This is a genomic window from Planococcus sp. 11815 (genome assembly GCF_051096385.1).
In the GTDB taxonomy this organism is placed as follows: Bacteria; Bacillota; Bacilli; order Bacillales_A; family Planococcaceae; genus Planococcus; species Planococcus citreus.
The window spans coordinates 1,244,314-1,267,724 of record NZ_CP096991.1; the positions used below are offsets into that span (position 1 = coordinate 1,244,314).

Consider the following 23,411-nt stretch of genomic DNA (forward strand, 5'->3'; position numbering starts at 1 on the left):
TATGTCAACACGTCAATGGGTTACAGAACTTACATATGAAGACATTAAATACGAAACATATAATGGGATTGCAAAAATCACCATTAACCGTCCGGAAGTACGCAATGCATTCCGCCCGAAAACGGTCCATGAATTGATCGACGCGTTTTCACGCGCGCGCGATAATTCGGATGTCGGCGTCATCGTCTTGACAGGCGAAGGCGAAAAAGCATTCTGTTCAGGCGGAGACCAATCCGTCCGCGGACATGGCGGCTACGTTGGGGAAGATGAAATTCCGCGCCTTAACGTCCTGGACTTGCAGCGTTTGATCCGCGTCATTCCAAAACCGGTTGTTGCAATGGTTGCTGGATTCGCGATCGGCGGCGGACACGTGCTTCACGTTGTTTGTGATTTGACGATTGCTGCAGATAACGCACGCTTCGGCCAAACTGGACCGCGTGTCGGTTCATTTGATGCAGGTTATGGCTCCGGCTATTTGGCACGCATCATTGGACATAAGAAAGCACGCGAAATCTGGTACTTGTGCCGCCAATACGATGCACAGGAAGCGCTTGATATGGGCCTCGTCAACACAGTTGTTCCTTACGAGCAATTGGAAGATGAAACCGTGAAATGGTGCGAGGAAATGCTCGAAATGAGCCCGACTGCATTGCGTTTCGTCAAAGCGGCAATGAATGCCGATACGGACGGCCTTGCTGGACTTCAGCAAATGGCTGGCGACGCGACTTTGCTTTATTACACAACGGATGAAGCGAAAGAAGGCCGCGATGCGTTTAAAGAAAAACGCAAACCGGACTTCGGTCAATTCCCACGTTTCCCTTGATTATATGAATGAATTGAGCTGTCTTCTTCGGAGGCAGCTTTTTTTCAATCAACGGCTAATAAATGAACTTGCTTGAGGAAAGGATTTTGAAAATGACATATCCGAATTGGCTTTCGCAGCGTGCTTACCTGACGGGAAATCAATTGGCTTTATCGTTCGGCGAGGATGAATGGACGTTTGGGGAAGTGAACAAAATAGCGCTCGATTATGCCGGCAAGCTGGCCCATTTTGGCATTACGGAACATTCGCGTGTGGCGTTGCTCGCCAGATCGAATGCCGAAGCTGTTTTTGTCATGTACGGCTGCCTGCATATCGGCTGTGAAATGGTCATGCTTAATGAACGGCTGGCTGGAGCGGAACTTGCTTACCAAATCGAAGATGCCAAGGTGGACCAGGTATTTGCAACTAGTGAACTCTGCGAGAAGGTGGCAGCATCGCAGCCGGTTTCTTTTGAACAATTGAGACAGGCGCCATCTGCGGACTTTGAATTGAAGGTGGAATGGGTTAAAGACCGGACTATATCGATCATGTATACTTCGGGTACGACGGGCAATCCAAAAGGGGTCAGGCAGACAGCTGAAAACCATTTTTCAAGCGCAGTGTCTTCTGCGCTGAATTTGGGTGTGTCGCCTGACGATTTCTGGTTGTGCACAGTGCCTTTATTCCATATCAGTGGATTCTCGATTTTGATGAGGTCGCTCGTATACGGGATGGGTGTCCGGCTTTACGAGAAATTCGACGCCACGGTGTGTGCGGATGAATTGTGCAAAGGGCAAGTGACGCACAGTTCGATGGTCGCTGTCACGCTTGATCAAGTGCTACGGGAAATCGAGCAGCGCGAACTGAGCGTTTCAGCTCGCTTCAAGCAGATCCTGGCGGGGGGCGGCCCCGTGCCGGTGTCTTATTTGCAGCGGGCGGAAGCGCATGGCATTCAAGTGCTCCAAACCTACGGCATGACCGAAACGTCTTCGCAGACGACAACTTTGCAGCCGGCTGATGCGAAAATGAAGATCGGTTCTGCCGGCAAGCCGCTATTTTTATACCAAGTAAAAATTGACGGCGCAAAGACAGGGGAAGCAGGAGAGATTCTCATCAAGGGGCCTCAAGTGACTCCTGGCTATATCGGCAAGTTCAAAGACCGGGCCGTGCAAAAAGACGGCTGGCTCGCAACAGGTGATATCGGTTATGTGGACGCAGAAGGATTTTTATTCGTCGTTGACAGGCGCTCGGATCTGCTTGTTTCTGGCGGGGAGAATGTTTATCCGGCAGAAATCGAGAAGGTTTTGATGGCACATCCATCCGTCCGGGAAGCCGGGGTTTGCGCAATGGCAGACAGCACATGGGGAGAAGTGCCGGCGGCGTTTGTCGTGCTAGATGAACCTGAAGTGTTGGATGAGCTGGCGGAATTTTGCCGAGGTCAGCTGGCCGGCTATAAAGTGCCGAAACTGTTCCGTATGGTGGATGCGTTGCCAAGGAATGCGTCGAATAAACTGCTCAGAAGGGAATTGAAGACATGGCTTTAATTGCCGGTATTGAATTCCATAAAGTAAAGCAGCCTTTGAACCAGCCTTTTATCACTGTCTTGCAGAAAGTACAAGAGCGGGAAGTGACGATAGTGATCGTCCGGGACGCTGAAAGGAGAGAGGGCTACGGTGAATGTGTTGCTTTTGATACGCCTTGGTATACCGAAGAGACCGTAACGGGCAGCCGCTTTGTGATGGAACAGGTGCTGGCTCCGCTATTGTTGAATGAACGTTTGGAGCATCCGACAGAGCTGGAAAGATTATTTTCCAAAGTAAAAGGCAATCATATGGCTAAAGCCGCTATGGAAATGGCTGTATGGGATTTATTCGCCAAGCGACAAGGTGTGCCGCTCTATGAATTTGTCGGGGGAGTTCGGAAAACAATCCCTGCAGGTGTGGTTGTTGCAGGAGAAGGTGATGAACTGGCACCCAACGTAAAAGCAGCGATCAGCAGAGGTTATCGGCGCATCAAACTGAAAATTTCACCTGATACCGATGCGGCTTTATTGAAAAGCTTGGTTGCGGCCAATCCAGAGATTTCGTTCTATGCCGATGCCAATGGCAGTTTTTCAGGGCGGGCATTGGAAGAGCTGCTGGCATTTGACCAGGCCGGTTTTGCATTGATCGAGCAGCCCTATAGCGAACAGGAGTGGGATGCCCATAGTGCTGCACATTCAAAAATGACGACGCCGATTTGCCTGGATGAAAGCATCCATAGCCTCGACGATGTAAAACGCATGGCAGAACAGCAAGCAGGGGATATTATCGTCTTGAAGATGGGTCGTCTCGGTGGTTGGTCAGAAACCTTGAAGGTCGTCGAGTTCTGCAGAAATGAACAGATCGGGATGTGGGTCGGCGGCATGATCGAGTTTGGCGTATCAAAAGCGCATAATCTGGCGCTTGCATCGCTGCCCGAAGTGAAACTGACTGGGGATTTTTCAGATTCAGGCCATTTTTGGCAGGTAGATATCGTCTCTCCGGAAATCCGTGTAGAGCACGGGGAAATCAAATTAAGCGAAAGCCCGGGAATCGGACATAAGCTGAACATATAAAAAACTCGCCGACTTATTGTTCGGCGAGTTTTTACTATTTCAAGACTGTTTCGAGTGCTTGAAGATTTTTTTTCATCAAAGTGAAATACGTTTCATCGTTGTCGATGTTTTCTTGTGTCAAGACTCCAAGATTATGCATTTCAATCGCTTCGGCGCCAACTTCGTTTTGGATGACTTCCGTCAAATTCGACGAGACGTTTTGTTCGAAGACGATGTATTGAATGTCTTTTTCACGCGCCATGTCGACGATTTCCGTTAATTCTTTCTGGGATGGTTCGTCTTGGCTATTCAAGCCTGCGACGGCCACTTGCTCAAATCCGTAAGGTGCTGCAATATAGCCGAATGCTGAGTGGGACACGAAGAAGGTGTCACGTTCAACTTTTTCGTCCAAGTTTTGGAATGATTCATCAAGCGCTTCTAGTTCAGCGACGAGTTCTTCATAATTCTTATCGAATTCCTCTGCGCCTTCCGGGTCTTTTTCCGCTAAAGCATCACGGACAGAAGCAGCGAGTTCCTGGCTAAGGACAGGTGAGATCCAGACGTGTGGATCAGTGGAGCCATGGTCATGGCCTTCGTGGCCTTCTTCCTCTTCATGGCTCTCCTCGTCGCTATGTCCATCTTCTTCATGCCCATGTTCGTCTTCACTATGCGCCTCGGCTTGTTTACCAGCCGCAGCTTCGAGTTGTTCATCGGTGATTCCGTCTGCCGTAGCGACAAATTCGAGGTCTTCATTTTGAAGCGTTTCCTGTGCGCTGTCGATAAAGCCTTCAAGCCCTAAACCGACATAAAAGAGCAGATCGGCGTCCGCCATATTGATCATGTCTTTTTGGGTTGGTTCAAAGCTATGCTCGTTGGCGCCAGCCGGGTAAACGGATTTGACGTCGACACGCTCGCCACCGATACGTTCTGCAAAATAGACGAGCGGATAAACCGTTGCATATACATCAAGTTTCCCTTCGGCCGCTTCGCCTTCAGGGCCGCTATCGGGTTGTGCCGTTCCGCCGCACGCAGCCAATAATAAAATGAGTGCTATTCCTGCAAATAATGCTAGTTTCTTCATAAAATGTCCCTCCAAATTTAATGCGTGTTCATAAAATGTAATCGTTACGTTTTGTTGACTCTTAGAATCATACAATACAATCCGATTCAACACAAGAAAAAAACCCACCTATTTTTTAGGGGGCCATTCTTCCGGGACAAAGTCCACTCCGCCTTTATGGAACGGGTGGCAGCTCAATATGCGGCGGATGGCAAGATAGCCGCCTTTTAATGCGCCATGTTTTTCTACCGCTTCAATCCCATAATGGGAGCATGTCGGATAGAATCTGCAGCTCGGCGGCGACAGTGGGGAGATGAAGCGTTGATAGAAACGGAACAGCTTCACTAATGCGGTTTTCATCGTGATTCCACTCTTTTCTTGTTTGGTTGCGGTTCGTTGATGTTTATTGTAGGGCTTTTAGAGGTATTTATAAAGCAGAAGAGCTTATCAAAAAATGGAGAGTGATGAATTGTGTCAACAGCATTAAACGAGGAATTGAACGTACAAGTCGCTTCATGGTCAGTACTCTATACGAAATTACATAATTTCCACTGGTATGTCAAAGGGCCATCTTTCTTTACCTTGCATGTAAAGTTTGAAGAACTCTATAACGAAGCGACGCTTCATATGGATGAGATTGCGGAACGCCTGCTGGCACTTGGCGGCAAGCCGGTAGCAACAATGAAAGAGCAGCTCGAATTGTCGGTCGTAGATGAAGCGACCAGCAGCGAGAGCGCGGAGCAGATGGTCGATACCATCGTTTCCGATTACGACAAGATCATGAAATCCTTGAAAAAAGGCATGGAACTTGCGGCTGGAGACGGCGATGACATGACAGAGGACATGTTCAATGCCATCCATCAAAACTTAGAGAAGCATTCGTGGATGCTGTCTGCATTTCTCGGCGAAAAGAAGTAGAATAGAAGAAATGGGCGTACGACCGTTAGCCGGTTGTGCGCTTTTTCTGAAGGCGGGAGGATGTTTGATGGAATATAAGGACTTGAACGGCTGCACTTGCCGTTTATTTTTTGAAAAAGGACAGTCACAGATTGAAAGCCGGCATGTGCTGGTGATAGGAAAATATAATGGCAGCTGGCTGTTGACGAGGCATTCCGTGCGCGGCCTTGAATTTCCGGGGGGCAAAGCCGAGCCAGGCGAATCGCTGGAGCAGGCGGCGAAGCGGGAAGTATTCGAAGAAACTGGAGCCAGTGTGAATGAATTAAATTGGCTTGCGGAATATACAGTTTATACAGATAAACCTTTTAGCAAAACGGTATTTACAGCCACTATTGAGGACATGAAGCAAGTGGAGTGGATGGAGACAGACGGACCGGTGCTGGTTCCGAAGCTTGTGATTGATGGAAATTACAGCTTCCTGATGCGTGACGCGGGCATGGAAGCGATTATAGAGAAGGTGAAGACTGTTGAAAAATGGTGATATTGAATCGATGAGATGGTATCCATCGCCGAATCCGAATGTACGACTGCGGGAAGTGACGTATTGGTCTGAAGGCTTGCGTATTAAAGGCTTGCTGGCGCAGCCGAAAAAAGATGATGCCGGAAGTGGAATCTTGTACCTGCGCGGTGGCATCCAGTCCATCGGCATGGTGCGGCCGGCACGGATCGCTCAATTTGCGGGAATGGGATTTACCGTTTTCGCCCCTTATTACCGCGGCAACCGCGGCGGTGAAGGGAAAGATGAGTTTGCCGGGGAAGACCGCTATGACGCCGTGAATGCCGTGGAAGTGCTGAAAAAATTCAGTGCAGGCCCAGTTCATTTGCTGGCATTTTCAAGAGGCGGCATCATGGCGCTGTGGACTGCTGTGCTGAGAAGCGATATTTGTTCCGTCGTCACATGGGCAGGCGTCACGGATACGGTGCTGACGTATAAAGAGAGGCTGGATATGCGCCGTATGATGAAGCGTCTTTACGGCGGCACGCCGAATACCGCGCTTCCAGCCTTTGAAGAACGCAATCCCTTGATGCGCATCGGAGAGAGCGATGCTTCTTACTTAATTATCCATGGCTTGAAAGACGACAATGTTTCGCCTCAGCAAGCCTTCCTATTGGAAGAAGCGTTGCAGCTCAATCATCAGCCATGTGAAACGTGGTATTTTCCGGAGTACACACATTTTTTCCCTCCTATGGCAAATCGCAGGACTGCGAAGGCGCTGACGGTATGGATGAAAGAGCAGGAGAAGCGCAAAGAAGATTTAACCGAAGCTGTCCGCAATAATGCAGAAGCTTAACGCGGTAGTTGAGAATAAAACAAAAAAGGCCGGAGAGAAATGAATGATTTCTCTCCGGCCTTTTATGATGTAATTAATTATGGGTAGGGCCGCCTTTTTGGCTGATGCCAGCATCCACAGTGCCGAATTTTTCAAAGTTGTCTTTGAACTTCTTCGCCAATTCCTGTGCTTTTTGATCATAAGCTTCTTTATCAGCCCATGCATTGCGCGGGTTCAATACTTCAGTCGGCACGCCTGGGATTTCTGTTGGCATGTTCAAGCCGAAGACCGATTCATGTTCCATGTCCACGCCGTTCAAGTCGCCGCGGATCGCTGCGCGGACCATTGTGCGTGTGTAGGACAGTTTCATGCGGCTTCCGACGCCGTAAACCCCGCCAGTCCATCCTGTGTTTACCAGGTAGACGTCTGCGCCGTGCTCATCGATTTTGTCGCCGAGCATTTCAGCGTAAACTGTCGCGTGAAGCGGAAGGAATGGTGAGCCGAAGCATGTCGAGAATGTCGCTTCCGGTGAAGTCACACCGCGTTCTGTGCCGGCCAGTTTTGATGTGTATCCGCTAAGGAAGTGGTACATCGCTTGTTCTTTCGTCAATTTGCTGATTGGAGGCAATACGCCGAATGCGTCCGCAGTCAAAAAGACGATCGTTTTCGGGTGCCCTGCAACAGAAGGGACGACGATATTGTCGATAGCATCGATCGGGTACGCTGCACGCGTGTTTTCTGTTAACGATCCATCGTCGTAATCAGGGATGCGGGTTTCTTCATCGACGACGACGTTTTCAAGGACAGAGCCGAAACGGATGGCATCGAAAATCTGTGGTTCATTTTCACGAGACAAGTTGATCGTTTTTGCATAGCAGCCGCCTTCGATGTTGAAGACGCCGTTATCCGACCAGCCATGTTCATCGTCGCCGATCAATTTGCGGTCTTCGTCAGCTGACAAAGTCGTTTTGCCTGTGCCGGAAAGGCCGAAGAACAAAGCGACGTCATCGTTTTTGCCGACGTTCGCTGAGCAGTGCATCGGCAGGATGCCTTTTTCAGGAAGGATGTAGTTCATGATCGAGAAGATGGATTTTTTCATTTCGCCTGCGTATTCCGTACCGCCGATCAAGATGATTTTCTTTTCCATCGAAACGATGATGAAGGTTTCGGAATCCGTTCCGTCCACCGCAGGGTCTGCATGGAAAGTCGGGGCGTAAACGACAGTGAATTCAGCTTCATGCGCCTTCAGTTCTTCCGCAGTCGGGCGGATGAACAATTGATGGGCGAACAGGTTATGCCATGCGTATTCATTGATTGTCTGAATCGCAAGGCGCGACTCAGGATCTGCGCCGGCAAAACCTTTGAAGACGTACAAAGCGTCTTTTTCTTTCAAATGATTGAGGACTTTAGCATATAGGTTTTCAAAGATTTCAGAGGAAATCGGGCGGTTGACGCTGCCCCAATCAATTTTATCTTTCGAAATCGCCTCTTCTACCATATACTTGTCTTTAGGCGAACGGCCCGTGTATTTGCCGGTTTCCGCTTTGACAGCACCTTCACGCGTCAATACTGCCTCCCCGCGGGATGTTGCAGCTTCCACCAATTGTGGAACGGATAGTTGCGTATTAATATTCGAGCCGTTCAAAAGCTCTTTCAAATCATTTGCTAGGTTCACTGAAGTCATATATATGTACCTTCCTTTTCGTTTATTCCCAAATGAATGGGGAAGATGTATATTCGAACATTAGTATAACACATTGACGCGATTAGTCTATACTAATAACTAGAAATCTGTCAATGTTAACGATTTGTGCTGTTTCAATAGTAGAAAAAGATGCATGCTTAAAAGTCTGACAATCGTTTCCGGTAAAAACGTTGACAGTGCTTGCTGCATTCCGTATGATGGGAAATTGAACGGATACTCTTATTCCGAGCTGGTGGAGGGTGCAGGCCCAATGAAACCCGGCAACCTGCTGCAATTGCAGCGATGGTGCCCAACCTGAAGCAAGGCGAATGCCTTGGACGATAAGAGTGAAAGGTGCTTATGATGATTATTCCTTTCCTCATTGCTTGAAGATGAGAGAAGGGATTTTTTTATGGAATGCCCTTAATCCTCGTGTGCAGGCTGAAAAAGCTGGAAGTTCAATTCCTATAAACGGAAACGGACTTGACATGGGAAAACGAGTACCGTATCAATTTCGAGAGCAATCTCGCAGGATATAAGGAGGAACTTTTTTTGACAAACCGTCGATTATTCACATCAGAATCAGTAACAGAGGGCCATCCGGATAAGATTTGCGACCAGATTTCAGACGCAATCCTGGATGCGATCCTGACAGAAGACCCGAATGCGCGTGTCGCATGCGAAACGACCGTAACGACAGGGCTCGTCCTTGTCGCAGGCGAAATCACGACATCCACATATGTAGACATTCCGAAAGTGGTCCGCCAGACAGTTAAAGAAATCGGCTATACACGCGCGAAATACGGATTCGATTCCGAGACAAGCGCAGTGTTGACAGCGATCGATGAGCAGTCGGCAGATATCGCTGCAGGCGTCAATGTGGCACTTGAAGCGCGTGAAGGCCAGATGACCGATAAGGAATTGGATGAGATCGGAGCAGGCGACCAAGGCTTGATGTTCGGGTATGCGTCAAACGAAACAGAAGAATTGATGCCATTGCCGATCAGCCTGGCGCACAAACTCGCACGCCGCTTGGCAGAAGTGCGCAAAGAAGAAATCTTGCCGTATTTGCGCCCTGATGGCAAAACGCAAGTAACGATTGAATATGATGAAAACAATAAACCGGTGCGTGTCGATACGATCGTCATTTCGACGCAGCACCATCCGGAAGTTTCCTTGGAGCAAATCCAGCGCAACTTGAAGGAATACGTCATCAATGCAGTCGTACCTGCTGAACTGCTAGACGCTGAAACGAAATACTTCATCAACCCGACAGGCCGTTTCGTCATCGGCGGGCCTCAAGGTGATGCAGGGCTTACAGGCCGCAAGATCATCGTTGATACGTACGGCGGTTATGCACGACACGGCGGTGGGGCATTCTCCGGTAAAGACGCGACCAAAGTCGACCGTTCCGGTGCCTATGCAGCACGCTATGTGGCGAAGAATATCGTTGCTTCTGGCCTCGCCGATAAATGTGAAGTGCAGCTTGCTTATGCAATCGGCGTAGCACATCCGGTATCGATTGCTGTCGATACGTTCGGCACAGGGAAAGTCAGCGAAGACAAATTCATCGAACTCGTACGCGCAAACTTCGATTTGCGCCCAGCCGGGATCATCAAGATGCTCGACCTGCGCCGCCCGATCTACAAACAGACAGCGGCTTACGGCCACTTCGGCCGCACGGATGTCGACCTTCCGTGGGAACGCACAGACAAAGCGGATGCTTTGAAACAACAAGCAAACGCATAATAAAAAGCAGGCGGATATTTTTCCGCCTGCTTTTTCTATTGAAGTGATTTATAATAAGCTGCTTTTTCCGCGTATTCCCGGACAATGCGTTCCATATCTTGTTTGTCCGCTTCGTTCAGCTCACGCACAACTTTTGCAGGACGGCCGAATGCCAGTGTGCCCGCTGGGATTTTCTTTCCTTGTGCGACAAGGCTGCCTGCGCCGATAAAAGCCCCTTCGCCAATTTCAGCGCCGTCCAGAATGATCGAGCCCATGCCGACCAGAGCGCCTTTTCTAATTTTGCAGCTGTGAAGCGTCACTTGGTGGCCGATGGTGACATCATCTTCCAAAATGAGCGGGTTGTCCGGACTTTGGTGGAGCATCGATAGGTCTTGGATATTGGTGTTTTTCCCGATAATAGTCGGTGCCACGTCGCCGCGGATGACTGTGTTGAACCAGACAGAAGAATTCTCGCCGATCGTCACATCACCGGTGACGGTAGCATAATCGGCAATGAATACCGATTTGTCAATCTTTGGTGATTTGTCTTTATATGGATAGATCATGGCAAAGCTCCTTTATCATTGATAAGATGTAATTAGTTCTAATCGTATCAAAACAACGGAAAAGGTCAATCGATCAAGCTGTATAGGGAGGCGCGGATTATGTGGAAATGGCAAGCGGAAGGCGAGGCAACAGGCGTTATCGTGTTGATCCATAGTGCATACGAGGAACATAAGCGCTATGCGTGGCAAATCGAGCAATGGCGGAGGAGCGGCTTTCATGTCTATATGGGTGATTTGCCGGGCCACGGGACGCTAGCAGCAGCTGATTCGGTACACCGTGAAACATTTTTCGAATATGATAAGACGGCCGCTGAACTGCTGCGCCTGGCAGCGGGCAATGACTTGCCGGTCGTGCTCGCGGGACATGGGCTCGGCGCAGCGATCGCCATCCATGCCCTTGGAGAAAACCGCCATCCTATAGCAGCGCTTATTCTCACGTCGCCATGGTTTGAACTGCAAAAAGTGCCGAGCAAGCCAACACTTGCGTTGTCCGGAATCAGCAAGCTTACTGGAAAAGGTAAAATCGACCATGGCATCGAATTGCGCCATTTGACGAGACGCAAGTTCCAGGATGAATTGGGAGGGAGAGACCGAGCGATCCAATCGCTCAGTTCACCGGCCTGGTGGAAGGAATTGCAAAGCTATTTGGAACAAGCAGCACAAATGCAACTTCAGGATATTCCGATCATGCTCAACACTGGCCAGCGTGATTTGATTACGCGCACGGCAGCAGGGCGCACTTGGCTGTCCAAGCAAGCCGTCAATGAGTTCCATTTCAAGGAATGGCCGTTTTGCTACCATGATCTGCTGCAGGAACCCGAGCGGGATGAAATATTCAAGGCAGTCCTATACTTTGCCGAATCCGCAGCCGAAGCGGAAAGAATGCGCCGCAGCCAATAATCCTATAGTATATTCATAATTATAGGTAATGATAAAAAGGAGAGATGGAGATGCCGCTTCGTTTCAGCATATTAGACCAATCCCCGATTTCACAAGGCCAGACAGCTAGCGAAGCTTTGGCCGATACGGTCCGGTTGGCGCAACACGCAGAAAAATGGGGCTATACGCGCTTTTGGGTATCGGAACATCACGATGCCAAAACTTTGGCGGGCTCTTCTCCGGAGATCCTGATCAGCCATATCGGTGCCAGGACTCTATCGATCCGCTTGGGTTCTGGCGGTGTCATGCTGCCGCATTATTCGGCATTTAAAGTGGCCGAGAACTTTAATTTATTGGAGAGCCTGTATCCTGGGCGTATCGATGCAGGAGTGGGCCGTGCGCCAGGCGGCATGCCGAGAGCATCGTTCGCTTTATCGAATGGCCGCTTGCGGGATGCGGGGCGCTTTCCTGAACAATTGGATGAGCTGCGCATGTATTTGGAAAACAGCATTCCGGAGTCGCATGATTATTATGGAATGACTGCAACCCCGGTGCCGCTTGAAACACCGCCGATCTGGATGCTCGGTTCAGGGGAGGGGTCTTCGCAATTGGCCGCCCAAAAAGGCTTGCCGTATATGTTCGCCCACTTCATCAACGGCGAAGGCGGACAGGACTTTGCAGCCAACTACAGAAAAAATTTCATTTCCCATAAAGGCAATGGACCGTATACAGGCTTTGCGATTTTCGCGGTTTGCCAGGAAACTCGTGAACAGGCGGAATATGTCGCGTCTTCACTCGATTTGTCGCTTGCGATGGGAGCACAGGGCATGCCGTCTGACGGCACGCCGTCTCCCGAACAGGCAGCCGCTTACGAATACTCGAAATTTGAAAAGCTGCTTGTCGCGGAAAACCGCCGGCGCATGGTCGTCGGCGACCCTAAGCAAGTGGTGGATCAATTGGAAGCGCTCGGCGAGGAATATGGCGCCGATGAAGTGATGATTGTTTCCGTCGCCTATGATTTCAATGATAAGTTAACGACGTTCCGATTGATCGCTGAAGAAATGACTAAAAGAATATCCTAAAAAGGCAGCAGGCTAAAAAAACGGCCTGCTGCCTTTTTACATGTTTGCCGAAAAAGGTTTACAGATGAGCTGGAGGGATAAAGAGATGGAACAGCAGAAATAAGGAAAGAGGGAATGTATATGTTTGAACGCACCGCAGGCAGCCATGTAGTAGAGCTGTTGAAGGAATGGAATGTAGGCCATATTTACGGAATGCCGGGGGATTCCATCAATGAATTAATGGAAGAACTGCGCAAAGTGGATATCCGTTTTATCCAGATACGCCATGAAGAGACAGGGGCGCTCGCCGCTTCAGCTTATTCGAAATTGACCGGGCGCATTGGCGTATGCCTGTCGATCGCAGGACCTGGGGCAATCCATCTGCAAAACGGTCTATATGATGCGAAAAAAGACAAAACCCCGGTACTCGCGATCGTCGGGCAAGTGACCAGCAGTGCTGTTGGGACCGATACTTTCCAGGAGCTGAAATTGGAATCAATGTTTGAAGACGTTTCGGTCTATAACCGCCGCGTGCAAAATGCCGAGCAATTGCCGGATATGCTGAATCAGGCGGTACGTGCAGCCTATGCGGAAAAAGGTCCAGCTGTTCTCGTTGTGTCGGACGATCTATTTAGCACGAAAATCAAGCGGGAAAAGGAGATGACCTCGCCGGAATATTCCGTGCCGCATATCGGGGCGGCGGAAGAAGATTTGAAGGAAGCGCTGAAGCTATTGGAGACTGCGAAAAAGCCAGTCATCTTGGCAGGCAAGGGCGCACAGGACGCACCTGGCGAAGTATTGTCATTTTCGGAAAAGCTGAAAGCGCCAATCATTGCATCGCTTCCGGCTAAAGGTCTGATTCCTGATGATCACCCGAATAACCTAGGACAGCTTGGGCAACTCGGGACGGAGCCGGCTGAAGAGGCGATGAAACAAGCTGATTTGGTGATCCTAGCCGGTACAGCCTACCCGTACAGGGAGTATTTGCCGGACAAAGCACCTGCCATCCAAATTGATCTCGAACCGCGCGTGATCGGAAAATATTATCCGGCGACGGTAGGCGTAGTCGGGGAACTCGGGCCAGCGCTTGCTTGGTTGACAAGCCAGCTCGGCGAAAAAGATCCAGCATTCTTGAATCAATTTCAGGAGAAACGACGTGCTTGGCATGACAAGCTGCGTGAAGATGTCGATAAGCAAACCGACATGCTTCAACCTCAGCAAGTGCTGGGCGAAATCCAGCACATCATGGAGCGGGACGCTGTCGTTTCACTGGATGTCGGGAGCATCACCATCTGGACAGCGAAGTACTTGCAGTTGACTGGCCAGAAGTTGGTGTTGTCGTCCTGGCTCGGCACGATGGGCTGCGGTTTGCCGGGAGCCATTGCAGCGAAACTGGCATATCCGGAAAGACAGACCATCGCCATCGTCGGGGACGGCGGATTTTCCATGGGCATGCAGGATTTTGTCACTGCAGTTAAATACGAGCTGCCGATGATCATCGTCGTCTTCAACAACCAGAAGCTTCAATTGATTGAAGACGAGCAAAAAATGGCAGGCAATAAGCCGACCAATGTCGATCTTGCCAATATCGACTTTGCGGCGTTTGCCATTGCTTGCGGCGGTGAAGGCTACACAGTAAAAACACGTGCCGAATTGCAGGACGTTTTATCAAAAGCGAAAGCAAGCAAACAGCCAGTCGTCATCGATGCATACGTGGAAGACATCTCGGCTGTATTATAGAAGAAAATGCAACAGGCATATGAATAGATGAAAGGAAGGCGAAATGGATTGAATTCGAAAATGATAGCACTTGGATTTTATAAACCCGGGAATACGGAACAACCGCCTCAGTTCGAAGCGGTGGAATTGGACAAGCCAGAGCCAAAAGGTCACGATTTGCTTGTGGAGGTAAAGGCGGTATCGGTGAATCCGACCGATTACAAAACGCGTGATTCGAAAAAACCGGACGACGATTCCTTGACAATCGTCGGCAGGGATGTCGCGGGTGTTGTAGTATCGACGGGAAGCGATTGTTCCTTGTTCAAAGAAGGCGATGAAGTATTTTATGCAGGCACCAATGTCCGGGCAGGCGGCCACAGCGAATTTCATTTAGTTGATGAGCGCATCGTCGGCCACAAGCCAAAAAACTTGGATTTTGCGCATGCAGCCGCCTTGCCATTGACGGGATTGACCGCAATGGAAGCCTTGTTTGTCCGCTTGGGCATCTCGGAAAACCCTCAGGACAACGAAGGCAAGAACATTCTAATCATCGGCGCTGCGGGAGGTGTCGGTTCGATCGCCACGCAGATCGCCAAATTAGCAGGGCTCACCGTAATCGGAACCGCGTCGCGTCAGGAGACGGTCGAGTGGGCCAAAGATCATGGCGCCCATCACACGATTAACCATCACCAGGAATTGCTGCCTCAATTGAAGGAACGGGATATGGACGGCGTGGACTATATCTTCTGCCTGACCAATACCGATGACCATATGGCAGGCATGGCCGAAGCGATCCGGCCGCAAGGAAAAATCTGTTCAATCCTGCCAGCGTTCGAACCGCTTGATCCAGGATTCTTCGGAAAAAGCGTGACCTTCGTTTACGAATTGATGTACACACGCTCGATGTTCCAGACCGAAGACATGATCGAGCAGCATCATTTATTGAATGAGCTGTCAGAGTGGGCAGATAGCGGCAAGGTCCAATCAACGCTCAATGAAAAGATGGCGCCAATCAATCCGGAAAACTTGAAAGAAGCCTACGGAAAATTGATGGCTGGCAAGACGATCGGGAAAATTGTTCTCGAAGGTCCTGTCGAGAAATAAGTGAAAGAGCAGCGTGCACATGCACGCTGCTCTTTTGATTTAGCTGTTACTTCTTTTGGCGTTGCTGTTTTTTCTCGATCGCGACTAAAAATGGCGGAGAATGCTGTTGGTTGATGAATTCGTATTTCATGACGTCGTAGCGGGTTTGCGGCAATTGCTTGACGTAATCCATCACCGCGTCGCGCTCTTCGCTGCCGCCATCGTGGCCAGAATAAATGACGACTAACACCAAGCCGCCTGTCTTTAAGCGCTCGAGGCATTGGCCGATTGCCTGCAAAGTGCTGTCCGCTTTGGTGATGATGGCGTGATCGCCTTTTGGCAGATAGCCGAGATTGAAAACGGCGGCTGATATCGATTCGGTTACGTATTGTGAAATTTTCGCGTGGCTGTCGCAAATCAATTCGACATGACGAAACGCTTCTGTGCGCTGTCTAGTCGCTTCAATCGCTTGTTTTTGGATATCGAACGCATAAACTTTTCCGGATGCACCGGTAAGCCCAGCTAGGAAATGGGTGTCATGCCCGTTTCCGGCAGTGGCATCTACCACACTGTCACCTTTGTATACTACTCGTTCGAGCAAGGATTTGGTGAAAGGCAAGACGCGCTGCAAAGTCATAATGCCACACTCCCCGCATAATGCTTGCCTTGCCAACTGCCGCGGGTTTCGAGTTCTTTATCGATGCCGTTTAGCACTTCCCATTTATTCGTGCTCCACATCGGCCCGATCATCAAATCGATCGGGCCATCGCCGGTGATGCGCTGGACGACCATATCGGGCGGGATGATTTCCAGCTGGTCGGCGACGAGTTGGATATAGGCATCTTTTTCCATAAAATCGAGCATGCCTTTTTCATATTGTTTAACCATCGGCGTACCGTGGAGCAGATGCAGCAGGTGGATCTTGATTCCTTGGACGTCGAGTTTTGCGACTGTCTGTGCCGTTTCCATCATCATGTCTATGTCTTCCAGCGGCAAGCCGTTGATGATGTGGCTGCATATATTGATGCCGTGTGCGCGCAGTTTGTCGACGCCTTCTTTGTAAGTGTCAAAATCATGTGCACGGTTGATGAGCTGCGCAGTGCGCTCATGGACAGTCTGCAGGCCGAGTTCCACCCATAAATACGTGCGTTCATTGAGTTCAGCTAAGTATTCAACGACTTCATCCGGCAGGCAGTCGGGCCGTGTGCCGATGCTGATGCCGACCACATTTTCCTGTGCGAGTGCCGCTTCGAATTGTCTTTTGATGACATCGATCGGTGCATGGGTATTCGTATAGGCTTGAAAATAGGCGATGTATTTGGCGTCTTTCCATTTGCGGTGCATTTTCGCTTTCACCTGCTCGAATTGCACAGGGATCGGGTCGACACGGTCTCCGGCAAAATCACCGGAACCGGCGACCGAGCAAAACGTGCAGCCGCCAAAAGCGACTGTACCGTCGCGATTCGGGCAGTCAAATCCGGCGTCCAGCGAGATTTTCATGATTTTTTCGCCGAATTGCCCGCGCAAATGGCGGTTCCATGTATAATAACGCTTCCCGTCACTCGGGAAGGGGAATTCATTGTCCATAATAAAACCACTCCTTAGCTGTCATTATAACACGCAGTTGCCGGCCGAAAAGCCGACAAAAATCGTACTCCCATTGTCCTTGTTGCGTTTCCCATGGAGTTTTGGTTAAATTGTTAATGGAAGCGTTTTATTGAATCAAAATTCAGTTAATGTTGCAGAGGGGGAAACGCGCGATGAAACCGATTTACAATTCTGCCAAAGAGGCAGTCGAACCGATACAAGACGGAGCCACCATCATGGTTGGAGGATTCGGGCTGGTCGGTATTCCAGAACAGCTGATCCTGGCGCTTGTCGATAAAGGGGTAAAAGATTTAACAATAATTTCCAATAACTGTGGGGTCGACGAATGGGGCCTTGGCTTATTGCTGAAAAACAAGCAAATCAAGAAAATGATCGGCTCGTACGTCGGCGAAAACAAAGAATTCGAACGCCAAGTGTTGTCCGGCGAAATCGAAGTGGAACTCACGCCTCAAGGCACGCTCGCTGAAAAAATGCGCGCAGGCGGAGCCGGGATTCCAGCATTCTTCACACCGGCAGGCGTCGGCACGACCGTCGCTGAAGGCAAGGAAATCCGCGAATTCGATGGCAAGAAACACGTGCTTGAAATGGCGTTGAAAGCTGATTTCTCACTGGTCCGTGCACATACTGCAGATAAAATGGGCAATCTCGTCTACAACAAGACTGCACAGAACTTCAACCCGCTAGCGGCAGCTGCCGGGAAAGTGACGATTGCGGAAGTCGAGCATGTAGTGGAAATCGGCGATATCGACCCGAACCACGTGCAAACGCCGAGCATTTACGTACAAGGCTTGCTGCAAGCAGACCAAGAAAAACGAATCGAGCGTTTGACGACGCGTTAAGAAAGGGTGGGGACAGAAGTGGACAAACAGGCTATCAGAGAACGAATCGCAAAACGAGCGGAAAAAGAAATCAACGACGGAGATTACGTCAACCTGGGCATCGGCATGCCGACTTTGGTCGCGAACTTCATTTCCGATAATAAACAAGTCGTCTTGCAGTCCGAAAACGGATTGCTCGGCATCGGTCCGTATCCGACAGAAGACCAAGTCGATCCCGATTTGATCAACGCCGGTAAAGAAACCGTCACGACGATCCCGGGTTCAGCTTTCTTCACCAGTGCTGAGTCTTTCGCAATGATTCGCGGCGGGCATATCGACGTCGCGATTCTTGGCGGCATGGAAGTCGCAGAAAACGGCGACTTGGCCAACTGGATGATTCCAGGAAAAATGATCAAAGGCATGGGCGGTGCGATGGACCTCGTGCACGGAGCGAAGAAAGTCATCGTCATCATGGACCATGTCTCAAAAGACGGTTCAGCGAAAATCAAAAAAGCGTGCGAATTGCCGCTTACAGGAAAAGCGGTCGTCAATATGATCATCACGGAACGCGCAGTGATTGAAGTTGCGGATTCCGGACTTGTTTTGAAAGAAGTGTTCGAAGGCTTCTCGGTCGACGACGTTGTCGCTGCAACAGATGCCGACTTGAACACCGATAGCGTCAAAGTACACTGAGCTATTGCATTAAAACAAGCGCTCAGCTAAAATGAAATCAATAGCAAATGGCCGTGAAGAGGAGCAGTAGGACATTTCATGCATTAAAGAGAGCCGGCGGATGGTGCGAGCCGGCATGCAGGATGTCTGAACTCGCCTTGGAGTCTGCGCAACGATTGCGCCGTTTTCCGCGTTAAGGAATCAAGTTGGGCGCCTGAGCGCTAATTTGGGTGGTACCGCGGGAAGAATCCCGTCCCTTAGTTTAATTTAAGGGGCGGGATTTTTTATTTTGCTGAAAACTTGCTACGCTTGCGGACATCCGCTTGTATTTAGAGGAGGAAAATTGGAAATGTCTTTTAACCACAAGGAAATCGAAAAGAAATGGCAGCAACATTGGCAAGAAAACAAAACCTTCAAAACGGAGAACACGCCGGGCAAGGAAAAATTCTATGCACTTGATATGTTCCCGTATCCGTCAGGCGCCGGGCTTCACGTCGGGCATCCGGAAGGCTACACGGCGACCGATATCTTAAGCCGCCAAAAACGCATGCAAGGCTACGATGTGCTGCATCCGATGGGCTGGGATGCCTTCGGATTGCCGGCAGAACAATACGCGCTCGATACCGGAAACGACCCGGCGGAATTCACGGCGAAAAATATCAAGACCTTCAAGCGCCAAATCCAGGAACTGGGCTTCTCCTATGATTGGGACCGTGAAATCAACACGACCGACCCGAACTATTATAAATGGACGCAGTGGATTTTCATCCAGCTTTACAATAAAGGCTTGGCGTATGTCGATGAAGTGGCCGTCAACTGGTGCCCGGCACTCGGCACCGTCTTGGCCAATGAAGAAGTGGTCGACGGGGTTTCTGAGCGCGGGGGCCATCCGGTCGAACGCCGCCCGATGCGCCAATGGGTGCTGCGGATCACTGAATACGCAGACCGTTTGCTGGAAGATTTGAACGAACTCGACTGGCCGGAAAGCTTGAAGGACATGCAGCGCAACTGGATCGGCAAATCCGAAGGGGCGGAGCTTGAATTCAAGATCGATGGCACAGGGCTTTCCTTCCGCGCCTTCACGACGCGCCCGGATACGATTTTCGGCGCGACTTACGCAGTGCTTGCCCCGGAGCATAAATTGGTCGGGGAAATCACGACATCCGAACAAAGTGAAGCAGTAGCTGAATATATCGATAAAGTGAAAACAAAAAGCGATTTGGAACGTACCGATCTAGCAAAAGATAAAACGGGCGTCTTCACTGGAGCTTATGCGGTCAATCCGGCAAGCGGCGAGAAAATGCCGATCTGGATCGCCGACTATGTCCTCGCGACATACGGGACCGGCGCGATCATGGCCGTGCCGGCACATGATGAACGCGATTATGAGTTCGCAAAACAATTCGACTTGCCGATTGTCGAAGTGGTCTCAGGCGGCAACATCGATGAAGAAGCCTATGCTGGCGACGGCGAACTCGTCAATTCCGGTTTCCTTGACGGCTTGAACAAAACCGAAGCGATTGGAAAAGCGATCGACTGGCTCGAGCAACAAGGCGTCGGCGAGAAGAAAATCACTTACCGCTTGCGCGACTGGCTGTTCAGCCGCCAACGCTATTGGGGAGAGCCGATTCCGATCATCCACTGGGAAGACGGCACGATGTCTCCGGTCGATGATAAAGACCTGCCGCTCGAACTTCCGGTCACCACGGATATCAAGCCGAGCGGTACAGGCGAATCACCGCTTGCCAATATCGAGGAATGGGTCAATGTCACGCATCCTGAAACCGGCATGAAAGGCCGCCGCGAAACGAACACGATGCCGCAATGGGCCGGCAGCTGCTGGTATTATCTGCGCTTTATCGACCCGACGAACGACGAAGCAATCGCAGATCCGGAACTGTTGAAACGCTGGCTCCCGGTTGACGTCTACATCGGCGGTGCGGAACACGCCGTCCTTCACTTATTGTATGCGCGTTTCTGGCATAAAGTGCTGTACGATCTTGGCGTCGTGCCGACAAAAGAACCATTCCAGAAATTGTTCAACCAAGGAATGATCCTCGGCGAAGGCAATGAGAAAATGTCGAAATCCAAGGGCAATGTTGTCAACCCGGACCAGATCATCGAAAGCCACGGGGCGGATACGCTGCGCATGTACGAAATGTTCATGGGGCCGCTCGAAGCGTCCATCGCCTGGTCGACGAACGGGCTCGACGGATCACGCCGCTTCCTTGACCGCGTATGGCGTTTATTGGTTGAAGACGGAGCGATTTCCAGCAAAGTCAGCGAGCAAAATGACGGCAAATTGGAGAAAGTCTACAACCAGACCGTCAAGAAAGTGACCGAAGACTTCGACGGCCTTCGCTTCAATACGGCTATTTCGCAAATGATGGTATTCATCAATGAAGCGTATAAAGCAGACAGCTTGCCGAAAGAATACATCGAAGGCTTCGTGAAGATGCTGTCGCCGATCGCGCCGCATTTGGCCGAAGAGCTTTGGAATAAACTTGGCCATAGCGAGACGGTAACGTATGAAGCATGGCCGACGTATGATGAGTCGAAACTGGTCGATGATGAAGTTGAAATCGTCGTCCAAGTGAACGGCAAAGTGAGAAGCAAGCTGACTGTCGCAAAAGACAGCACGAAAGAACAACTGGAAGAAGCGGCACTCGCCGACGAGCACGTCCAAAAGGCGGCAGAAGGCAAGCAAGTACGAAAAGTCATCGCCATTCCAGGGAAATTGGTTAATATCGTTGTAGGATAAATAATGAAAGCCGCCAGGGAAATTTCTCTGGCGGCTTTTTGTGATACTAAATTAGAGAATTAAATAGTTTCTGTTATTCGACGGCACTCCAATGGCTGCTTGGGGCTCGCAGGATGCGAGTCATGCAGTTGATGCGACAGAAAGATAAATGAAGTGAATAGAATAACTTCCGCAATTCGACTGCGTTTCAGGGGGCTGCTTGCCGTGGGGCGGGTGTTGAGCCAACGTGTCGCAAAGTGCGCGACACGTTTGTCTCGCCAGCCCGCGCGGTCTCACAGGCGTCAGCCTCCTTCCACTCCGTCTCTAGTTTTAGAGCGGGAGATCTTTTTTCGACTTTAATTAATGAGCCTTGTAGAAATGCATCATATTTTGCAACTTGTTTCATGCTGAAAAACATGTCGCTGGTTACCCCTCACTAAATGCAACAACATGCTGTTCGACCGCTTCTTGGGAAGCGATTTCCCCACTAGCCGGCAACTACCTAAAGAAGTAGATCTGCTTAAACAGTCTTCACACAACGAAATCGCTCAGCCGCCGAGCGCCAAGGGGAAGCCAGGAAGACAGGTGGTCTTCCTGGCTTCCTGCAAGAGGCCAATCCAAAGCAAGGTGGCGAATACAAAGAAGAAACTTACTTCAATGTTCAGTAACATCTTTACAAGAAAACTCCCGCTATCTTTGATTCTGTCTACTTTAAGAAGTGAGTTCTCATTTGCCCTTTCAATTTCATTCCAAAGAAAAAAGCCCATTGCTTAAGTAATGGGGCTTTCGGTTTGATAAGAAGCAGCGAACTCGGCTGCGTTTTTTCCTGCGACGTGTCCGGTGACAAGGGCGGACGTGATATTATAGCCGCCGGTGTAGCCGTGGATGTCGAGGATCTCGCCGCAGAAGAACAAGCCAGGCTTTTTCTTCGAATGCATCGTCTTCGGCTCGATTTCCTTGATCGACACGCCGCCGCCTGTAACAAATGCTTTCTCAATTGGCTGCGTGCCGGAAACAGTCATCGTAAATGCAGTCATTTCAGCAGCGAGTGTACGGACTTTATCCGATGGCAATTCTGCGCCTGTCAATTGCGGGTCGATGCCTGCACGGTCCAACAGGAACAATAGCCAGCGTTCCTGGGCCAAACCTTTCCAGACATTTTTCAACGCTTTTTTCGGTTCGTCTTTCATCAATTTATGAAGCAGCTGGAAAGCCGATTCCGCGTTGTCATTCGGCATGGAATTGATGCGGACGGTGACCGCTTGGCCGCCATTTTTCTTCATTTCCTTGACGACGTACTGGCTGCAGCGCAGGATGGCAGGCCCGCTCAGCCCGAAATGGGTGAACAGCATGTCCATCTGGTGCGTGACGAGCGCTTTGTTTTTCTTGTTGAGCACCGTGACAGCGACATCGCGCAGGGCAAGCCCTTGCAGGTCGCGTGATTTGATGAACGGTTCATTCGACAACAAAGGAACTTCCGTCGGATAGAGGTCGGTGACCGTGTGTCCCGCTTTTTCTGCCCACGGGTAGCCGTCTCCGGTCGATCCGGTTTGCGGCACCGCTTTTCCGCCGACTGCCACGACGACTGCGTGCGATTCGAACTCTTCGCCAGAGTGCAGGCGGATGCCGGTCACTTTATCGTCGTTCATCAATAAGCTTTTGACGGGGGAATCGAGTTTTCGCTCGACGCCGAGCCGATCCATCTCGCCAAACATCGCATCCGCCACGTCTTGTGCGCGGTTTGACACAGGGAACATGCGGCCGTGGTCTTCTTCTTTTAACGCCACGCCGAGGTTTTCGAAAAACTCGATGATGTCTTCATTATTGAAGACTGAAAACGGGCTGTACATGAAACGGCCATTCCCGGGAATGTGGCGGACGATTTCTTCCAACGGCAGGCGGTTGGTCACATTACAGCGGCCGCCGCCGGAGATGATCAATTTCTTGCCGAGCTTTTTGCCTTTTTCGACGAGCAGCACACGCTTGCCGTTCGAAGCGGCGGCGATGGAAGCCATCAAGCCGGAAGGGCCTCCGCCGATGATGATGATGTCATACATATAATAAAAACTCACTTTCGTTTTTCTTTTCAGTATACACGATGAGGCAAAACACGTTGAGTAATTTTGTCTATAGGTGTAAACTATCGTGTAGATTGCTTTTTATTTTGAACAAAGTCAGGGAGTGCAAA

General features: G+C 50.2%; 21 protein-coding genes, 1 riboswitch and 1 other annotated feature. Of the genes, 14 read left to right on the forward strand and 7 right to left on the reverse strand.

Annotation, left to right across the window (positions count from 1 at the left end; translation table 11 throughout):
* The first annotated feature begins 1 nt into the window (after position 1).
* The 3 genes from menB (at position 2) to menC (ending at position 3,398) form a co-directional block, all read left to right on the forward strand.
* Positions 2 to 823 carry a 1,4-dihydroxy-2-naphthoyl-CoA synthase gene (gene menB / locus M1Q06_RS06410; protein ID WP_058381162.1) on the forward strand — a complete coding sequence of 274 codons (822 nt, stop codon included), beginning with the start codon at positions 2 to 4 and terminating at the stop codon, positions 821 to 823.
* 92 nt (positions 824 to 915) lie between these two features.
* On the forward strand, positions 916 to 2,346 hold the full coding sequence (locus M1Q06_RS06415; RefSeq protein WP_434402835.1) for an o-succinylbenzoate--CoA ligase: 1,431 nt from the start codon (positions 916 to 918) through the stop codon (positions 2,344 to 2,346).
* Positions 2,337 to 3,398 (forward strand): o-succinylbenzoate synthase, encoded by a 1,062-nt coding sequence (menC, locus tag M1Q06_RS06420; protein ID WP_434402298.1) that lies wholly within the window; start codon positions 2,337 to 2,339, stop codon positions 3,396 to 3,398. The genes M1Q06_RS06415 and menC overlap by 10 nt, the downstream gene beginning before the upstream one ends.
* 34 nt (positions 3,399 to 3,432) lie before the next feature.
* On the opposite strand, the gene M1Q06_RS06425 is transcribed toward menC, so the two are convergent.
* Both M1Q06_RS06425 and yidD read right to left on the reverse strand, forming a co-directional pair.
* On the reverse strand, positions 3,433 to 4,458 hold the full coding sequence (locus tag M1Q06_RS06425) for a metal ABC transporter solute-binding protein, Zn/Mn family (protein WP_434402300.1): 1,026 nt from the start codon (positions 4,456 to 4,458) through the stop codon (positions 3,433 to 3,435).
* A gap of 108 nt (positions 4,459 to 4,566) precedes the next feature.
* The gene (gene yidD / locus M1Q06_RS06430) at positions 4,567 to 4,797 is read right to left on the reverse strand and encodes a membrane protein insertion efficiency factor YidD (RefSeq protein WP_058381158.1); all 231 of its coding nucleotides are present in this window, start codon (positions 4,795 to 4,797) and stop codon (positions 4,567 to 4,569) included.
* Between the two features lie 111 nt (positions 4,798 to 4,908).
* Here yidD and M1Q06_RS06435 point away from each other — a divergent pair, with 111 nt between their 5' ends.
* From M1Q06_RS06435 to M1Q06_RS06445, 3 genes are all read left to right on the forward strand, one after another.
* Positions 4,909 to 5,355 carry a Dps family protein gene (locus tag M1Q06_RS06435; protein ID WP_121301190.1) on the forward strand — a complete coding sequence of 149 codons (447 nt, stop codon included), beginning with the start codon at positions 4,909 to 4,911 and terminating at the stop codon, positions 5,353 to 5,355.
* Between the two features lie 67 nt (positions 5,356 to 5,422).
* Positions 5,423 to 5,875: an NUDIX domain-containing protein gene (locus M1Q06_RS06440; RefSeq protein ID WP_434402303.1), complete on the forward strand. Its 453-nt coding sequence runs from the start codon at positions 5,423 to 5,425 to the stop codon at positions 5,873 to 5,875.
* Positions 5,862 to 6,686, forward strand: a complete 825-nt coding sequence (locus tag M1Q06_RS06445; RefSeq protein ID WP_434402305.1) for an alpha/beta hydrolase family protein — start codon at positions 5,862 to 5,864, stop codon at positions 6,684 to 6,686. Before M1Q06_RS06440 ends, M1Q06_RS06445 begins: the two co-directional genes overlap by 14 nt.
* 73 nt (positions 6,687 to 6,759) lie before the next feature.
* Here M1Q06_RS06445 and pckA read toward each other — a convergent pair whose 3' ends face one another.
* Entirely contained in the window at positions 6,760 to 8,349 is a 1,590-nt protein-coding gene (gene pckA, locus M1Q06_RS06450; protein WP_434402307.1) for a phosphoenolpyruvate carboxykinase (ATP), read from the reverse strand.
* A 237-nt stretch (positions 8,350 to 8,586) separates the two neighbouring features.
* Positions 8,587 to 8,697, forward strand: a riboswitch (SAM riboswitch).
* 204 nt (positions 8,698 to 8,901) lie between these two features.
* Between pckA and metK the strand changes: the two genes are divergently transcribed.
* Positions 8,902 to 10,098 (forward strand): methionine adenosyltransferase, encoded by a 1,197-nt coding sequence (gene metK, locus M1Q06_RS06455; RefSeq protein ID WP_058381154.1) that lies wholly within the window; start codon positions 8,902 to 8,904, stop codon positions 10,096 to 10,098.
* 35 nt (positions 10,099 to 10,133) lie between these two features.
* Here metK and M1Q06_RS06460 read toward each other — a convergent pair whose 3' ends face one another.
* Positions 10,134 to 10,643 (reverse strand): gamma carbonic anhydrase, encoded by a 510-nt coding sequence (locus M1Q06_RS06460; protein ID WP_434402309.1) that lies wholly within the window; start codon positions 10,641 to 10,643, stop codon positions 10,134 to 10,136.
* A 99-nt stretch (positions 10,644 to 10,742) separates the two neighbouring features.
* On the opposite strand from M1Q06_RS06460, the gene M1Q06_RS06465 reads away from it, so the two are divergent.
* From M1Q06_RS06465 to M1Q06_RS06480, 4 genes are all read left to right on the forward strand, one after another.
* Positions 10,743 to 11,543, forward strand: a complete 801-nt coding sequence (locus M1Q06_RS06465) for an alpha/beta hydrolase (protein WP_434402311.1) — start codon at positions 10,743 to 10,745, stop codon at positions 11,541 to 11,543.
* A 50-nt stretch (positions 11,544 to 11,593) separates the two neighbouring features.
* A complete protein-coding gene (locus tag M1Q06_RS06470; protein ID WP_434402313.1) occupies positions 11,594 to 12,604 on the forward strand; it encodes an LLM class flavin-dependent oxidoreductase in 1,011 nt (336 codons plus the stop codon).
* A 120-nt stretch (positions 12,605 to 12,724) separates the two neighbouring features.
* Positions 12,725 to 14,323, forward strand: a complete 1,599-nt coding sequence (locus M1Q06_RS06475) for a pyruvate oxidase (RefSeq protein WP_434402315.1) — start codon at positions 12,725 to 12,727, stop codon at positions 14,321 to 14,323.
* Positions 14,324 to 14,383: 60 nt separating this feature from the next.
* A complete protein-coding gene (locus tag M1Q06_RS06480) occupies positions 14,384 to 15,406 on the forward strand; it encodes a zinc-binding alcohol dehydrogenase family protein (RefSeq protein ID WP_434402837.1) in 1,023 nt (340 codons plus the stop codon).
* A gap of 46 nt (positions 15,407 to 15,452) precedes the next feature.
* Here the strand turns inward: M1Q06_RS06480 and M1Q06_RS06485 are convergent, their stop codons facing one another.
* Positions 15,453 to 16,022 (reverse strand): class I SAM-dependent methyltransferase, encoded by a 570-nt coding sequence (locus M1Q06_RS06485; protein ID WP_434402317.1) that lies wholly within the window; start codon positions 16,020 to 16,022, stop codon positions 15,453 to 15,455.
* A complete protein-coding gene (locus M1Q06_RS06490; RefSeq protein ID WP_434402319.1) occupies positions 16,019 to 16,972 on the reverse strand; it encodes a TIGR01212 family radical SAM protein in 954 nt (317 codons plus the stop codon). The genes M1Q06_RS06485 and M1Q06_RS06490 overlap by 4 nt, the downstream gene beginning before the upstream one ends.
* 173 nt (positions 16,973 to 17,145) lie before the next feature.
* Here M1Q06_RS06490 and M1Q06_RS06495 point away from each other — a divergent pair, with 173 nt between their 5' ends.
* The 3 genes from M1Q06_RS06495 to leuS all read left to right on the forward strand — a co-directional run bounded on the left by M1Q06_RS06495 (position 17,146) and on the right by leuS (position 21,244).
* Positions 17,146 to 17,832 carry a CoA transferase subunit A gene (locus M1Q06_RS06495; protein WP_434402321.1) on the forward strand — a complete coding sequence of 229 codons (687 nt, stop codon included), beginning with the start codon at positions 17,146 to 17,148 and terminating at the stop codon, positions 17,830 to 17,832.
* An 18-nt stretch (positions 17,833 to 17,850) separates the two neighbouring features.
* Entirely contained in the window at positions 17,851 to 18,504 is a 654-nt protein-coding gene (locus M1Q06_RS06500; protein WP_434402323.1) for a 3-oxoacid CoA-transferase subunit B, read from the forward strand.
* Between the two features lie 44 nt (positions 18,505 to 18,548).
* Positions 18,549 to 18,744, forward strand: a binding site (T-box leader).
* Positions 18,745 to 18,832: 88 nt separating this feature from the next.
* Positions 18,833 to 21,244, forward strand: a complete 2,412-nt coding sequence (gene leuS, locus M1Q06_RS06505; protein ID WP_434402325.1) for a leucine--tRNA ligase — start codon at positions 18,833 to 18,835, stop codon at positions 21,242 to 21,244.
* Between the two features lie 749 nt (positions 21,245 to 21,993).
* Here leuS and M1Q06_RS06510 read toward each other — a convergent pair.
* The gene (locus M1Q06_RS06510; RefSeq protein WP_434402838.1) at positions 21,994 to 23,280 is read right to left on the reverse strand and encodes an NAD(P)/FAD-dependent oxidoreductase; all 1,287 of its coding nucleotides are present in this window, start codon (positions 23,278 to 23,280) and stop codon (positions 21,994 to 21,996) included.
* Between the last annotated feature and the right edge of the window lie 131 nt (positions 23,281 to 23,411).

What these genes read in the sequence shown, in the direction of transcription:
- M1Q06_RS06485 (WP_434402317.1), bottom strand. Translation starts at nt 16,022, where the DNA reads ATGACTTTGCAGCGCGTCTTGCCTTTCACCAAATCCTTGCTCGAACGA.
- M1Q06_RS06480 (WP_434402837.1), top strand. Translation starts at nt 14,384, where the DNA reads ATGATAGCACTTGGATTTTATAAACCCGGGAATACGGAACAACCGCCT.
- M1Q06_RS06490 (WP_434402319.1), bottom strand. Translation starts at nt 16,972, where the DNA reads ATGGACAATGAATTCCCCTTCCCGAGTGACGGGAAGCGTTATTATACA.
- M1Q06_RS06465 (WP_434402311.1), top strand. Translation starts at nt 10,743, where the DNA reads ATGTGGAAATGGCAAGCGGAAGGCGAGGCAACAGGCGTTATCGTGTTG.
- pckA (WP_434402307.1), bottom strand. Translation starts at nt 8,349, where the DNA reads ATGACTTCAGTGAACCTAGCAAATGATTTGAAAGAGCTTTTGAACGGC.
- M1Q06_RS06440 (WP_434402303.1), top strand. Translation starts at nt 5,423, where the DNA reads ATGGAATATAAGGACTTGAACGGCTGCACTTGCCGTTTATTTTTTGAA.
- M1Q06_RS06510 (WP_434402838.1), bottom strand. Translation starts at nt 23,280, where the DNA reads ATGTATGACATCATCATCATCGGCGGAGGCCCTTCCGGCTTGATGGCT.
- menB (WP_058381162.1), top strand. Translation starts at nt 2, where the DNA reads ATGTCAACACGTCAATGGGTTACAGAACTTACATATGAAGACATTAAA.
- M1Q06_RS06470 (WP_434402313.1), top strand. Translation starts at nt 11,594, where the DNA reads ATGCCGCTTCGTTTCAGCATATTAGACCAATCCCCGATTTCACAAGGC.
- M1Q06_RS06460 (WP_434402309.1), bottom strand. Translation starts at nt 10,643, where the DNA reads ATGATCTATCCATATAAAGACAAATCACCAAAGATTGACAAATCGGTA.
- M1Q06_RS06475 (WP_434402315.1), top strand. Translation starts at nt 12,725, where the DNA reads ATGTTTGAACGCACCGCAGGCAGCCATGTAGTAGAGCTGTTGAAGGAA.
- M1Q06_RS06425 (WP_434402300.1), bottom strand. Translation starts at nt 4,458, where the DNA reads ATGAAGAAACTAGCATTATTTGCAGGAATAGCACTCATTTTATTATTG.
- yidD (WP_058381158.1), bottom strand. Translation starts at nt 4,797, where the DNA reads ATGAAAACCGCATTAGTGAAGCTGTTCCGTTTCTATCAACGCTTCATC.
- M1Q06_RS06415 (WP_434402835.1), top strand. Translation starts at nt 916, where the DNA reads ATGACATATCCGAATTGGCTTTCGCAGCGTGCTTACCTGACGGGAAAT.
- M1Q06_RS06495 (WP_434402321.1), top strand. Translation starts at nt 17,146, where the DNA reads ATGAAACCGATTTACAATTCTGCCAAAGAGGCAGTCGAACCGATACAA.
- menC (WP_434402298.1), top strand. Translation starts at nt 2,337, where the DNA reads ATGGCTTTAATTGCCGGTATTGAATTCCATAAAGTAAAGCAGCCTTTG.
- leuS (WP_434402325.1), top strand. Translation starts at nt 18,833, where the DNA reads ATGTCTTTTAACCACAAGGAAATCGAAAAGAAATGGCAGCAACATTGG.